The 13,432-nt window shown below is 64.2% G+C and carries 12 protein-coding genes; 4 read left to right on the top strand and 8 right to left on the bottom strand.

Features of this window, described 5'->3' with window-relative positions:
* Positions 1–8: 8 nt before the first annotated feature.
* Positions 9–629: an energy transducer TonB gene (locus tag HU764_RS03735; RefSeq protein WP_186702952.1), complete on the bottom strand. Its 621-nt coding sequence runs from the start codon at positions 627–629 to the stop codon at positions 9–11.
* Positions 630–733: 104 nt separating this feature from the next.
* Here HU764_RS03735 and HU764_RS03740 point away from each other — a divergent pair, with 104 nt between their 5' ends.
* A complete protein-coding gene (locus HU764_RS03740) occupies positions 734–1,510 on the top strand; it encodes a class I SAM-dependent methyltransferase (protein WP_027595769.1) in 777 nt (258 codons plus the stop codon).
* A gap of 145 nt (positions 1,511–1,655) precedes the next feature.
* Here HU764_RS03740 and HU764_RS03745 read toward each other — a convergent pair whose 3' ends face one another.
* Positions 1,656–2,297 (bottom strand): TetR/AcrR family transcriptional regulator, encoded by a 642-nt coding sequence (locus tag HU764_RS03745; RefSeq protein ID WP_186675919.1) that lies wholly within the window; start codon positions 2,295–2,297, stop codon positions 1,656–1,658.
* Between the two features lie 169 nt (positions 2,298–2,466).
* On the opposite strand from HU764_RS03745, the gene HU764_RS03750 reads away from it, so the two are divergent.
* Positions 2,467–3,567, top strand: a complete 1,101-nt coding sequence (locus HU764_RS03750) for an efflux RND transporter periplasmic adaptor subunit (protein WP_186702953.1) — start codon at positions 2,467–2,469, stop codon at positions 3,565–3,567.
* A gap of 6 nt (positions 3,568–3,573) precedes the next feature.
* Entirely contained in the window at positions 3,574–6,639 is a 3,066-nt protein-coding gene (locus HU764_RS03755) for an efflux RND transporter permease subunit (RefSeq protein ID WP_186675925.1), read from the top strand.
* A 210-nt stretch (positions 6,640–6,849) separates the two neighbouring features.
* On the opposite strand, the gene HU764_RS03760 is transcribed toward HU764_RS03755, so the two are convergent.
* From HU764_RS03760 to plsB, 3 genes are all read right to left on the bottom strand, one after another.
* The gene (locus HU764_RS03760) at positions 6,850–7,539 is read right to left on the bottom strand and encodes a DUF4197 domain-containing protein (RefSeq protein ID WP_186702954.1); all 690 of its coding nucleotides are present in this window, start codon (positions 7,537–7,539) and stop codon (positions 6,850–6,852) included.
* A 33-nt stretch (positions 7,540–7,572) separates the two neighbouring features.
* On the bottom strand, positions 7,573–7,971 hold the full coding sequence (locus HU764_RS03765) for a YbaY family lipoprotein (RefSeq protein ID WP_186675931.1): 399 nt from the start codon (positions 7,969–7,971) through the stop codon (positions 7,573–7,575).
* Between the two features lie 76 nt (positions 7,972–8,047).
* Positions 8,048–10,534 (bottom strand): glycerol-3-phosphate 1-O-acyltransferase PlsB, encoded by a 2,487-nt coding sequence (gene plsB / locus HU764_RS03770; RefSeq protein WP_099428479.1) that lies wholly within the window; start codon positions 10,532–10,534, stop codon positions 8,048–8,050.
* A 232-nt stretch (positions 10,535–10,766) separates the two neighbouring features.
* Between plsB and HU764_RS03775 the strand changes: the two genes are divergently transcribed.
* A complete protein-coding gene (locus HU764_RS03775) occupies positions 10,767–10,976 on the top strand; it encodes a cold-shock protein (RefSeq protein ID WP_027595776.1) in 210 nt (69 codons plus the stop codon).
* 71 nt (positions 10,977–11,047) lie between these two features.
* Here the strand turns inward: HU764_RS03775 and HU764_RS03780 are convergent, their stop codons facing one another.
* Genes HU764_RS03780 through dapE form a run of 3 tightly spaced genes read right to left on the bottom strand, consistent with a single transcriptional unit; the run spans position 11,048 to position 13,406 of the window.
* Entirely contained in the window at positions 11,048–11,425 is a 378-nt protein-coding gene (locus HU764_RS03780) for a hypothetical protein (protein WP_027595777.1), read from the bottom strand.
* Between the two features lie 17 nt (positions 11,426–11,442).
* On the bottom strand, positions 11,443–12,255 hold the full coding sequence (locus HU764_RS03785) for a putative RNA methyltransferase (protein WP_085272741.1): 813 nt from the start codon (positions 12,253–12,255) through the stop codon (positions 11,443–11,445).
* Positions 12,255–13,406 carry a succinyl-diaminopimelate desuccinylase gene (gene dapE, locus HU764_RS03790; protein ID WP_186675949.1) on the bottom strand — a complete coding sequence of 384 codons (1,152 nt, stop codon included), beginning with the start codon at positions 13,404–13,406 and terminating at the stop codon, positions 12,255–12,257. Before dapE ends, HU764_RS03785 begins: the two co-directional genes overlap by 1 nt.
* Positions 13,407–13,432 lie beyond the last annotated feature (26 nt).

Raw genomic sequence — 13,432 nt, forward strand, 5'->3', positions numbered from 1 at the left:
CTGTAAATTTAGGCGTACGCGCGAACGTTGTTCAGCACCACCGGGCGCGCCCAATGGATGTCGAATTCCAGGTCGTTCTGCTGTTTGGCCAGGGTGGTTTCGTCGTAGGGCTCGGGTGCCGGGTCCAGCAGGTGGGTCTCGAACTCGGCGATAGGCAGGAACAGTGGGCGTGGGGAGGGGCCTGGGCCCGGCTCGGCAAGCGGCTGGCCCTGGCTCATGACCACCGGGCGCAACCAGCTGTTGCTCAGGTCCAGCTCGCGCTGTTGTTCGATCAGCTCGATGGCACTGAACGGCTCAGGCGCAGGTTCCAGCAGGTTTGCCTCAAGCTCTGCCTTGGGCAGGAACAGTGGCTCAGGTGGCGCGATTTCGGTGTCGTGCACGGCGCAGGCGCGCTGGGCATCGATCAGCGCCAGTGCCCTGGCCCCACCAATCGGCTCGCCGCTGTGCTGATCGTACTGCACGAACGACTCGCTGATACTGTCCGCGGGTACGTCCTGTTGCTCGGCCATGGCGCGGGCAAAGAAATCCTGCCACAGGTGGCTGACGCCCCCGAGTGTCTGGGTATTCTGCTGACCGTAGTGGCCGACAGGCGACAGGTAGGTCAAACCGATGGGAAGAGTATCTGTCATGGCAGTCGCGCGCGTTGTGCTCTGGCAGAATAGCGGGATATTGCCTGTATCGGCCGTGGTTGCCGATTCATTAAGGGCTGGGTTTGATTTTTTAGGTGTGGACGATGGAAGAGCAAGGCACGGGGATCAGGGTCGAAGCGATGTCGGCTGAGTATGCGCAACAGGCCACGGCGTGGGCCGAGCGCCTGGGCCTGCCGCTGCAGGACGATGCCGCCGGCTTCGCTGTGCAGGTGGGCGCTGAAGGCTTGCAGATCCAGCAGTTGGGCCCACAGGCGCCTGGGCCCGTGCGGGTGGACTTCGTCGAAGGCCAGGCTGCGCACCGGCGCCAGTTTGGCGGTGGCAATGGGCAGATGATCGCCAAGGCGGTCGGCATTGCTCAAGGTGTTCGGCCGCAAGTGCTCGACGCGACCGCAGGGCTGGGCAAGGATGCCTTCGTGCTGGCCAGCCTGGGTTGCCAGATGACCCTGATCGAGCGCCAGCCGCTGATTGCCGCGTTGTTGGAAGACGGCCTGGCACGGGCCCGTGCCGATGAAGAGGTGGGCCCGATCGTCGGGCGTATGCGCCTGCTGACCGGCAATGCCATCGAGCGCATGCGCGCCTGGGAGGGCGAGCCGCCGCAGGTGATCTACCTCGACCCGATGTTCCCGCACCGGGACAAAAGCGCATTGGTGAAGAAGGAAATGCGCGTGTTCCGGCCGTTGGTGGGGGATGACATGGATGCCCCGGCCTTGCTCGAAGCCGCCCTGGCGTTGGCCAGCCATCGGGTGGTGGTGAAGCGCCCGCGCAAGGCACCGATCATCGACGGGCCGAAGCCGAGCCATTGCCTGGAGGGCAAGTCGAGCCGGTATGACATCTACCCGAAGAAAGCGCTGAAGGCCTGATTACGAAGACGCCTGTAGGAGCAGCCTCGCGCTGCGAAGAGGCCGGTGAAAGCAGTGAAGATTCAAGGTGAATTCACCGGCCTCTTCGCAGCACAAGGCTGCTCCTACCGTACCGGGTGGGTGCCGGTAGGCCGCATGGGTCACGCTAAGGCCGGAACGCCCGCATGAACACCCCTACCACCTCACGCACATGCGCCTCGGCCTCGTCGCCTTCCAGTGGCCCGGCGCACCCCAGCAGCAACCGGTAGTCCGGTGCGCCCTTGACCATGCAGAAGAAGTGCTCTGCCGCGCGCAACGGGTTGTCGATGCGCAGCAACCCGCGCTCATGCGCTCCGCGCAGCAGCGCTTCCATACCCGCCAACACGCGTTTGGGCCCGGCTTCGTAGAAGTACTCGCCAAAACCCGGGTCCGAGCTGCCCTGGGCCATGATCAGGCGGCTGAGCTTGACCGCTTCGTCGCTGCTGATCAGCGCCTGGAAGTTACGGGCAATGGTCAGCAGCACCTCTTCTACCGGTGCCCCCTCGGGGTATTCGAACAGCAGGTCCGGCAGCTGGATCTGGCAGGTTGCCATGACCGCCGAGCAGAACAGCGTCTGCTTGTCGGTGAAGTGGCTGTACACGGTGAGTTTTGAAACACCTGCCGCTGCAGCGACCGCATCCATGCTGGTGTTGGCATAGCCAAGGCTGAGGAACAGTGTCTTGGCCGCTTCGAGGATCGCCTCGCGCTTGGCCAGGTCCTTGGGGCGACCGGGCCCGATGGGTGCGTCGTTGGGCATTGGAGTCTGCATCTGGTTGAAGAGTCGCCCATCTTAACGGGTCGCACGCCATCCGGCCTCAAGGAATGGCCAAACGTTGATGTTGATTTTCTTTCCGGCGCTGGCTTCCCGGCTTCGGTTCGCTGATTTAATATACCCGTCAGTATAAATATTCGATGTGCTCTTCGCGAAAGGATTCATCATGTTGCGCCATGCCTTGTCCATCGCTTTGCCCGCTGCCGTCGCCCTGTTGCTGACGGCGTGTGGCCAGGAAACCGCACCGCCCGCTGCGCCGCGCCCGGCACTGGTGATCCAGCCGCAGCCGGCTGAAGCGGCAGCCGACAGCTACCCCGGCGAAGTGCGTGCGCGCTTCGAGCCGGAACTGGCCTTCCGCATCGCTGGCAAGGTCAGCAAGCGCCTGGTCGAAGAAGGGCAGCGGGTCAAGGCCGAGCAGCCGCTGGCCGAGCTGGACCCCCAGGATGTGCGCCTGCAACTGGAGGCCAATCGCGCCCAACTGGCGGCCGCCGAAGCCAACCTGGCGCTGGTGCGCGCCGAGCGTGATCGCTACCAGAAGCTGCTAGACCGGCAGATGGTCAGCCATTCGCAATACGACAATGCCGAAAACCTCTACCGCGCCGGCATGGCCCGCCTTAAGCAAGCCAAGGCCGAGTTCGACGTTGCCGGCAACCAGGCCGATTACGCGGTGCTGCGTGCACCGCAGGCTGGGGTGATCGCCAAGCGCCAGGTCGAGGTCGGCCAGGTGGTCGCCGCCGGGCAGACCGTGTTCACCCTGGCTGCAGATGGCGAGCGTGAGGTGGCCATCGGCCTGCCGGAGCAGCAATTCGCCCGCTTCGCGGTGGGGCAGGCGGTCAGTGTGGAACTGTGGTCGCACCCTGGTGAGCGTTTCGAAGGGCGCATCCGTGAGCTTTCGCCGGCAGCCGACCCACGTTCGCGCACCTTTGCCGCGCGCATCGCCTTCACTTCCGCCAAGGCACCGGCCGAGCTGGGCCAGAGCGCGCGCGTGTTCATTGCCCATGAGGGCCTCATCCCACTGTCGGTGCCGCTGTCTGCGGTGACCGCAGAAAACGGCCAGGCCTATGTCTGGCGGGTCAACCCGGACCACCGCCTGGCGCGTACGGTGGTGCGCCTCGGGCCATACGGCACCGACAGCGTCCCGGTACTCGAAGGCTTGAAGCCGGGCGACTGGGTGGTCGCCGCGGGTGGCCATGTGCTGCGCGAGGGGCAGGAGGTACGCCCCGTGGACCGCACCAACCGTGTAGTGAACCTGACGGCCAAGGAGTAAGTCCCGATGGGTTTCAACCTTTCCGCCTGGGCGCTGCGCAATCGCCAGATCGTACTGTTCCTGATGATCCTGCTGGCTGCCATTGGCGCCATGTCCTACACCAAGCTGGGCCAGAGCGAGGACCCGCCGTTCACCTTCAAGGCCATGGTCGTGCGCACCCTGTGGCCCGGCGCCACCGCCGAAGAAGTGTCGCGCCAGGTCACCGAGCGCATCGAAAAGAAACTGATGGAGACCGGCGAGTACGAGAGGATCGTCTCGTTCTCCCGCCCGGGCGAGTCGCAGGTGACCTTCATGGCCCGCGATTCGCTGCACTCCAAGGACATCCCCGAGCTGTGGTACCAGATCCGCAAAAAGGTCGCGGACATCCGGCACACCCTGCCACCGGAAGTGCAGGGCCCGTTTTTCAATGACGAGTTCGGCACCACATTCGGCAACATCTATGCGCTGACCGGCGCGGGCTTTGACTACGCGGTGCTCAAGGATTACGCCGACCGTATCCAGGTCCAGCTGCAGCGGGTCAAAGACGTCGGCAAGGTCGAGCTGGTCGGGCTACAGGACGAGAAAATCTGGATCGAGCTGTCCAACCTCAAGCTGGCAACCCTTGGGGTGCCGCTGGAGGCTGTCCAACAGGCCCTGCAGGCGCAGAACGCGGTGAGCACCGCCGGCTTCTTCGAAACCCCCAGCGAGCGCCTGCAATTGCGGGTGAGCGGGCGCTTTGACAGCGTCGAGCAGATCCGCCAGTTCCCGATTCGCGTGGGCGATCGCACCTTCCGCATCGGCGACGTTGCCGAGGTGCACCGCGGCTTTAACGACCCGCCCGCACCGCGCATGCGCTTCATGGGTGAGGACGCCATCGGCCTGGCCGTCTCGATGAAGGACGGTGGCGACATCCTGGTACTGGGCAAGGCCCTGGAGGCCGAGTTCGAACGCCTGGCGAGCAACCTGCCGGCGGGCATGGAGCTGCGCAAGGTCTCGGACCAGCCGGCGGCGGTCAAGGCGGGCGTCGGTGAGTTCGTCCAAGTACTGGCCGAGGCGTTAGTCATCGTGCTGTTGGTGAGCTTCTTCTCCCTGGGCCTGCGCACCGGGCTGGTGGTGGCGTTGGCCATCCCGTTGGTACTGGCCATGACCTTTGCCGCCATGCATTACTTTGGCATCGGCTTGCACAAGATATCGCTCGGCGCCCTGGTGCTGGCGCTGGGCCTGCTGGTGGATGATGCGATCATTGCCGTGGAAATGATGGCGATCAAGATGGAGCAGGGCTACGACCGGCTCAAGGCGGCGAGCTATGCCTGGAGCAGCACGGCCTTCCCGATGCTCACCGGCACCCTGATCACCGCGGCGGGCTTCCTGCCTATCGCCACGGCGGCCTCCAGTACCGGCGAATACACCCGCTCGATCTTCCAGGTGGTGACCATTGCGCTGTTGACCTCCTGGGTCGCTGCGGTGGTGTTCGTGCCGTACCTGGGCGAGCGGCTGCTGCCAGACCTGGCCAAGCTGCATGCGGCGCGGCACGGCAGTGATGGGCACGCACCCGACCCGTATGCCACGCCGTTCTACCAACGCGTGCGGCGGGTGGTGGAGTGGTGCGTGCGGCGGCGTAAGACGGTCATCCTGCTGACCCTCGCGGCGTTTGTCGGCAGCATTCTGTTGTTCCGTTTCGTGCCGCAGCAGTTCTTCCCGGCCTCCGGGCGCCCGGAGCTGATGGTCGACCTGAAACTGGCCGAAGGCGCGTCGCTGGCCAACACCGCCGAGCGGGTCAAGCAACTGGAAGCACTGCTCAAGCAGCAGGACGGCATCGACAATTACGTGGCCTATGTGGGCACCGGTTCGCCGCGCTTCTATCTGCCACTGGACCAGCAACTGCCGGCCGCCAGCTTTGCCCAGTTCGTGGTGCTGGCCAAGTCGATGGATGACCGTGAGCGCCTGCGCAGCTGGCTGATCACTACCATGGACCAGCAGTTCCCCGAGCTGCGCGGCCGCGTCACACGCCTGGAGAACGGCCCACCCGTGGGCTATCCGGTGCAGTTCCGGGTGACCGGCGAGCACATCGAGAAGGCCCGTGCGCTGGCCCGCGAGGTGGCCGACAAGGTGCGTGAGAACCCGCATGTGGTGAACGTGCACCTGGACTGGGAAGAGCCGAGCAAAGCGGTGTTCCTGGAGATCGACCAGGACCGCGCGCGCGCCCTCGGCGTCAGCACCGCGCAGTTGTCCAGCTTCTTGCAGAGCTCGCTGACCGGGACCACGGTCAGCCAGTACCGCGAAGACAACGAATTGATCGAAATCCTGCTGCGCGGCACGCACAAGGAACGCAGCGAACTGACCAACCTCGGCAGCCTGGCGTTGCCCACCGACAATGGCCAGAGCGTGGCGCTGTCGCAGGTGGCGACCCTGGAGTACGGCTTCGAGGAGGGCATCATCTGGCACCGTAACCGATTGCCAACGGTGACCGTGCGCGCCGACATCTATGACAAGGAACAGCCGGCAACGCTGGTGCGGCAGATCGAGCCGACGCTGCAGGCGATCAAGGCCAAGCTGCCGGATGGCTACCTGCTCGAGGTAGGTGGCACGGTGGAGGACTCGGAGCGGGGGCAGAAATCAGTGAATGCCGGCATGCCGCTGTTCATCGTAGTGGTGTTGAGTTTGCTGATGATCCAGCTGCGCAGCTTCTCGCGCACGGTGATGGTGTTCCTGACCGCGCCCTTGGGGCTGATTGGGGTGACCTTGTTCCTGCTGGTGTTCCGCCAGCCGTTCGGCTTCGTCGCCATGCTCGGCACCATTGCCCTGGCCGGGATGATCATGCGCAACTCGGTGATTCTGGTGGACCAGATCGAACAGGACATCGCGGCGGGCATGGCGCGTTGGCAGGCGATCATCGAGGCCACGGTACGGCGCTTCCGCCCGATCGTGCTGACCGCGCTGGCGGCGGTATTGGCGATGATCCCGTTGTCGCGCAGTGTGTTCTATGGGCCGATGGCGGTGGCGATCATGGGCGGGTTGATTGTTGCGACCGCGTTGACCCTGCTGTTCTTGCCGGCGCTGTATGCGGCGTGGTTCAGGGTCCGGAAAGACTGAAGGCTGCAGGGGAGGGCGGTGCCCTCCATTCGCGGGGCAAGCCCGCTCCCACAAGTGCTGCGTATCTCAAAGTGAGGCCTGGACTACCCCCCAAGAAGTTGGACACCAATCCAATCCTTGGGGGCAGTCCAAGTGCTTGCGTATCTCAAAGTGAGGCCCTGTGGGAGCGGGCTTGTCCCGCGAATGGGCTGCAAAGCAGCCCCTTGGCTATCACAGAACGCCGAAGACCTTCTTGGCCAGGCTGGTAGCTGCCTCGGCCGGGTTCTGGCGAATGCTGTGTTCTTGCTTGCCGATCATCTCGAACAGGCCATCCAGCGCCTTTTCGGTCACGTAGTTCTCGATGCTGGCGCTCTTGGCGTCGACCACGCCCAAGGCCACCGCTTGCCCGGCAAAGTTGTTGTACTGCTGGGCCAGGCCCACCTTGTCGGTGGCTTGCTTGACGATCGGCAGGAACTTGGCGCGGATCTGTTCGCGGCTGCTCTTGTTCAGGTACTGGGTGGCCGAATCGTCGCCACCGCTGAGGATGCCCTTGGCATCGGTCACGCTCATGTTCTTGACAGCATCGACCAGGATCGCCTGGGCTTGTGGCACGGCAGCCTCGGCGGCCTTGTTCATGCTGGTTTCCAAGGCGTCGACCTGGTCACCCTTGCCGAACATCTTCATGGCTTTGGCGGCCTTGCCAAGGTTGCCCGGCAGTTCGATGCGCACGTCCGGGTTGTTGTTGAAACCGCCTGGGGTGCTCAGTTGCTTGACGGCAATCTGCGCGCCTTGGGTCAGCGCGTCTTTCAGGCCACCGGTGGCGTCCTTCTGGGACAGGTCGCCCAGCGACAGCGCCAGGGCACTGGCAGACAGCAGCAAGCCGGCGCACAGGGTGGTGAAACGCAGGGAAGAGCGAATCATGAAGCTTTCCTTCTGAACAGAAATGTACGGGTGTTAGCGAACCTGATCGACCTTGATGCGCACGGGCTGGGTGTCGCTGCCGTCGAGTTTCACGCCGTGGTGTTCGGTGTTGATGAACAGCAGCTTGCCGTCGAGCTCGATACGCGCGCTGATCGCATAGCGGTGGCCGGGCTTGACCTGGGCCGGGTCATAGGTGAGGTGGAACGGCAGCGGCACGTTGCCTTTAACCGGGCCGGCTTGGCTGGCCAGGGTCACTGCGGGTGCGTCCATCAGCGACACGTCCTGCAAGCTCACGCTGAGGGTGGCGGTTGGGGGCAGGGCGATGCGCTGCAGGTAAAAGACTTCGCCGTCCAGGCTGGCCTGGGTCGATGGAGTGTGGTTGGAGCAGGCTGCAAGCAGGGATGCGCAACACAGCATAAAGAGCTTTTTCATGGAATCTCCGTAGTCCTTGGCGCTGGCTTTTGGCCAACCCCAGGGACTTTAGCGGATTTGCGCGTCAGATGAAGCCTCAGAGGGCCGAAGTTTCCAGGGAGTCGTCGCGGTGCAAGGCGACTTGGCGGATCGACAAGCGTAACTCCGCCGACAACACGCGCTTGGCTACTGCTTCGGCCACCTCGGCGAGCTTGTCGTGGTAGCCCAGCTTGCCTTGCGCGTCTGCTTGCAGCACGCCTTGCTCGATCAACGTCTGGATGAAGTGGCGGAACAGGGTCTTGTCGAAGAATTCCGGGGCGTTGAGGCCATGCAGAATCGACAGGCGCTGGGCCATCATCACGCAGAGGTCTTCCAACGCTTCGGCACTCAAGGTGTGCTGGCCGCTGTTGAGCAACAGCGAAGTGGCCATGTAGAAGCGCTGCAAGGTCTGGGTGATATTGCGGGCCAGCAATGTCAGCAGTACGAACGGCCGAGAGCTCGGTGCCGGGCGCAGGTAGACATCGTTTTCCTGGCGCAACAGCCCTTGCTCGACCAGTGCTGCCAGCCACTGGTCTATCACCTCCTCCAGTTGTTCCGGCGCCCAGCGCAGGAACAACTCGGTTTGCAGGTACGGGTACAGCGCCCGGACATACTGGCCAAGCAGTTCGCGGCTCATGCGTGAGCTGCTGAGGAAGAAGCTGGCCAACAAGGCCGGCAGGGCGAAGATGTGCAGGACGTTGTTGCGGTAATAGGTCATCAATACCGCATCGGCTTCATCCAGGTACAAGATGCGGCCCAAGGCGTCCTTCTGCTCGGACAGCAGCTTCATACCCTTCACATGCTCGATCAAGGCCAGGCCATCCCCCTCCGGTAAGGTGGTGTGGGGCGAATACGGCACTTTGCGCAACAGCGACAGATACAGGTCCAGTACGCGGCTCAGGGCACGTTCGTCGAGGGCGTGGCGGCTGGTGGACAGCAGCGCCAAGGCCACCAGGTTGACCGGGTTGATCGCCGCGGCCTCGTTGAGGTGGCGCGCCACGGTGTCGCCCAGGCGTGAAGTGGCCTGGTTGAGCCAGGCCGGGCGGAACTGTGGGCCGTGGTCCTGTTCACGCCAGCCGGGTTGCTGCTCGTCGAGGAAGCCCGCCAGGCGGATCGGCTCGCCGAAGTTGACGTAGACCTGGCCAAAGCGCTGCTTCAGGGCACTGAAGACCTTGAAGATGTCGAAGATCGACTCCTTCTTCTTGCTCGCGCCGCGCAGTTCGCCCAGGTAGGTGCGGCCTTCGAGCACGCGCTCATAGCCGATGTACACCGGCACGAAGACGATGGGCGTGCGCGACGAGCGCAGGAAGCTGCGCAGGGTGATTGCCAGCATGCCGGTACGCGGTTGTAGCATGCGCCCGGTGCGCGAACGGCCGCCTTCGACGAAGTATTCCACCGGGAACCCTTTGCTGAACAACGTGTGCAGGTACTCGTTGAACACGGCGGTATAAAGCGGGTTGCCCTTGAAAGTGCGGCGCATGAAGAACGCCCCGCCACGGCGCAGCAGGCTACCGACGACCGGCATGTTGAGGTTGATGCCAGCCGCCACGTGCGGCGGGGTGAGGCCGTTGCGGAACAACAGGTACGACAGCAGCAGGTAGTCGATGTGGCTGCGGTGGCAGGGCACGTAGATCACTTCGTGGCCCGGGGCGATGCCTTGCACCTGCTCGATGTGGTTGACCTTGATGCCGTCGTAGATCTTGTTCCAGAACCAGCTGAGCACCACTTCGAGGAAGCGGATCGCGGTGTAGGTGTAGTCCGAGGCGATCTCGTTGCCATAGCGCAGCGCCTGGGCTTCGGCCTTGGCCAGGGGGATGCCCTCGCGCTCGGCTTCGTCGCTGATGGCCTGGCGTACCTGTGGCGCATGCACCAGGCCCTTGACCAGGTTGCGTCGGTGCGAGATGTCCGGGCCGATCACGGCTGTCTTGAGGTTACGGAAGTGCACGCGCATCAGGCGCTGGGCCATGCGCACGGTGCGCTCGTGGCCCTTGTTGTGCTGTACCAGTTCACGCAGGTGGATCGGTGCAGAGAACTGCACACGCGTCTTGCGCCCCAGGATCAGCACGGTCAGCAGCCGGCGCAGGCGCCCGGTGACCGCCCAGCTGTCGGCGAACAGCAACTTCCAGGGGCTGGACTCACTGGCGGGGCTTTGGCCCCAGAACACACTCACCGGAATGATCTGCGCGTCTTCCTCGGCGTGCTGGGTCACGGCCGCGACCAGGCGTTCGAGGGTGGGCGGGGCGCCGCTTTTGTCCTGGCGGCCCAGCCAGTCGGGGTCGGGCGTCAGGTAAAAGAACGCGGCCGGCTCGTGCAGGGTGCCCACGGCCACCGGCAGCACCGGGCGTGGCAGCCCTGCCTTGGTGCACTCGCGGTCGAGTACTGCCAGGTCGGTCAGCGAGGGCGACGGCAGGGCATAGAACACCGGGCGGCTGCGGTCGAGCTTGAGCGTCAGCGACGACTGGTTGATGGTCTCGGAGCGCACCCACAGGTACAACAGGCGACGCAGGGCGCCGAAGATCAGGCGGCGCAGGGGGGAACGGGTCATGAGGAGTGGGCCCTGGGAGTGATTTTCAGGTGAGTATCCAGCCAATTAGTCTGCCGTATGTGCGTAAGTTCAGCAAAAACCGGCAAAAATCCGGACCGTCATCAATTTTTTTTAATCTGTGTCATATACTCGGCCTGCCACTTGCAGGATATTTCGGCAAGCGGCGTCGGCACGCGGTGATGACTGCGGGCCTACAAGGCGATCTTCACAATAAAAATCCGGAGTAGTTCAGATGTCGTCTCGTGAGACTGGGAATGTAAAGTGGTTCAACGATGCCAAGGGCTATGGCTTCATTCAGCGCGAAGGTGGTGCGGATGTGTTCGTCCATTATCGGGCGATCCGCGGTGAGGGGCATCGTACCCTGGTCGAAGGGCAACAGGTCGAGTACGCCTGCGTGCAGGGCCAGAAAGGCCTGCAAGCCGAGGACGTAGTAGGGCTCTGAGCCTCATGTGGTAAGCCTCAAGCTGCAAGTCCGTGTCACTTGCAGCCTGATGCGATCAGTTTCCAGCGTATTCAGCTGGTGCGCCAGGTGATTTCCTCTTCACCGTCGGCGCTGATGCGGATCCAGCGATCGGCATCTTCTTCACCGTCTTCCTCGACCCAGCCACCCGGTGCGCAGCGTACTTCGACGCCGAGCGCGGCATGCGCGGCGCGTGCACAGGCGACGTCATCAGCCCACGGCGTCTGGTCGCTTTCCAGGTAAAGGCTGTTCCATTTCCCTACAGCCTTGGGTAACCAAGTGACTGGAATGTTACCGGCCTTGCATTTGAAGGTCTGGCCTTTTTGCTGCCATTCGCTGCACGGGCCGACAGCCTCGGCGAGCCAGGCGGCAATTTGCTTGTGGTCGACGTCGGCGTCCTTCAGGTAAATCTCGATATCAGGTTGGCGCATAAGGGCTCCGGGTGTGCTCAGTCTTGGCGCACGAAATAGTCATAACGCATGGAAACCGTGACCTCGAACGGCTCGGCCTGGTCGATCACCAGTGCCCGTTTTTCGGCGCTGGCGCGCCAGCCGTGCGGGGTCATGGCCAGCAGGTCGGCACGTGCCTTGGGCGCAGCCAGGCTCAAGCGGAACTCAAGGGTTTCGCTGTGCGCATGGGCCATGCCGTCCGGCACCAGGGCCAGGTGCTTGTCGTCGGCGTACGGGCGCACTTCATCGTAGAGCACTTCACGCAGCTCCATCAGGTGGCCGCTGGTCGGGCCGACCCGCATCAGGCCACCGCCAGGGCTGAGCAGGCGCTTGGCTTCGGCCCAGTCCAGCGGGCTGAACACACTGGCGATGAACTGGCAGCTGGCGTCGGCCAGGGGCACGCGGGCCATGCTGGCGACCATCCAGGTGACCGACGGATCACGTCGGCAGGCGCGCTTGACCGCTTCGCGAGAAATGTCCAGGGCGTAGCCGTCGGCGTCGGGCAGGGCTTGGGCCAGCTGCGCGGTGTAATAGCCTTCACCGCAGCCGATGTCCAGCCACGCACCCGGCTGGCGCTCGGCAGCGAGTTCGGCCAGGCGACCGGCCACCGGGGCGTAGTGCCCGGCGTCGAGGAAGTCGCGACGGGCTTCGACCATGGCCTGGTTGTCACCCGGGTCGCGGCTGTTCTTGTGCTGCACCGGCAGCAGGTTCAGGTAACCCTGGCGGGCGCGGTCGAAGCGGTGGCCGGCAGGGCACACCACGCCATTGTCGAGCCGCGACAGGGCTGCCTGGCAGAGGGGGCAGGCCAACATCAGGCGAGCAACCGGACCAGGGTCTGGTAGTAGATCTCGGTCAGCAGGTCGAGGTCGCTGGCCAGGATGCGCTCATCGACCTGGTGAATGGTGGCGTTGACCGGGCCGAGCTCGACCACCTGGGTGCCCATGGTGGCGATGAACCGGCCATCGGAAGTACCGCCGCTGGTGGACGGCTGGGTATCCCGGTCGGTGACGGCCTTGATGCTGGCCGACACCGCATCGAGCAATTCGCCCGGCTCGGTAAGGAAAGGCAGGCCGGACAGCGCCCAGTCGACGCTCCAGTCAAGCTGATGCTTGTCGAGGATTGCCGCCACCCGCTGCTGCAGGCCTTCGACCGTCGACTCGGTAGAGAAACGGAAGTTGAACAGCGCAGTCAGCTCGCCGGGTACCACGTTGGTGGCGCCAGTGCCGGAATTGAGGTTGGAGATCTGGAAGCTGGTTGGCGGGAAGAACGCGTTGCCTTCGTCCCAATGCTCGGCCGCCAGTTCTGCCAGGGCGGGGGCGGCGAGGTGGATCGGGTTGCGCGCCAGGTGCGGGTAGGCCACATGGCCTTGCTTGCCACGCACAGTCAATTTGGCGCCCAGCGAGCCGCGGCGGCCGTTCTTGACCACGTCGCCGAGCAGGGTGGTGCTCGAAGGCTCACCGACGATGCACCAGTCCAGGCGCTCGTTGCGTGCTTTCAGGCGCTCGACCACGGCCTTGGTGCCGTGGTGGGCCGGGCCCTCTTCGTCGCTGGTGATCAGGAAAGCGACCTTGCCACGGTGGTCGGGGTAGTCGCGCACGAAGCGCTCGCTGGCCACCACCATCGACGCCAGGCTGCCTTTCATGTCGGCGGCGCCACGGCCGCAGAGCATGCCATCGGCATCGATCAGCGCTTCGAACGGCTCGTGCTGCCACTGCTGCACCGGGCCGGTCGGCACCACGTCGGTATGGCCGGCGAAGCACAGCACCGGGCCGTCCTGGTTGCCATGGCTGGCCCAGAAGTTGTCGACGTCTTCGATGCGCATGGGTTCGAGCTGGAAGCCCACGGCGCCCAGGCGATTCATCATTTGCGCCTGGCAGTCGGCATCGACGGGGGTGACCGAGGGGCGACGGATCAGGTCGCAGGCCAGTTGAAGGGTAGGCGAGAGCTCGGCAGGGGCCGTCATGGGGAACTCCGGGGCAAGGCAAGGCG

It is taken from the genome of Pseudomonas kermanshahensis (assembly GCF_014269205.2).
Taxonomy (GTDB): domain Bacteria; phylum Pseudomonadota; class Gammaproteobacteria; order Pseudomonadales; family Pseudomonadaceae; genus Aquipseudomonas; species Aquipseudomonas kermanshahensis.